Raw genomic sequence first — 360 nt, 5'->3', positions numbered from 1 at the left:
GCTCTAGCCGTCGAGTACACTGATGGGGTCGGCGCAGTTGGTGGTCCGGTTCTCGAACCCGGCGACTCCCTCCAAGATCGTGAGACTGTGGGACGGATCCAACCCAACGGAGAAATCGTCTCGAACTTCGATGCGGATGATCGTTGCCTAGTCCATCACCTCCGCGGGACGAACATGTCGTTTGACGTTGATTTACTCCGCGAACTCGGCGGCTTTGATCCCGCGTATGAAGGCACTGCCCATTACGAAGACACCGACGCAACGTACAAAGTACATCGAGCGGGTTACGACGTGGTCTATACGCCGGAGGCCGTCCTTGAACACTACCATCCGGAGTCGGAACGAGACCTCAAAGCATAT

1 protein-coding gene is annotated in these 360 nt (G+C 56.7%); it reads left to right on the top strand.

Going from position 1 to position 360, the window contains the following annotated elements:
* The coding region (locus EXE42_RS15075) for a glycosyltransferase family 2 protein (protein WP_158293717.1) at positions 1-360 on the top strand (360 nt) is incomplete at both ends.

Origin of the sequence: Halorubrum sp. SP3, from assembly GCF_005435195.1 — an archaeon.
Lineage (GTDB): Archaea > Halobacteriota > Halobacteria > Halobacteriales > Haloferacaceae > Halorubrum > Halorubrum sodomense.
This window is presented reverse-complemented; position numbering and strand designations above follow the sequence as displayed.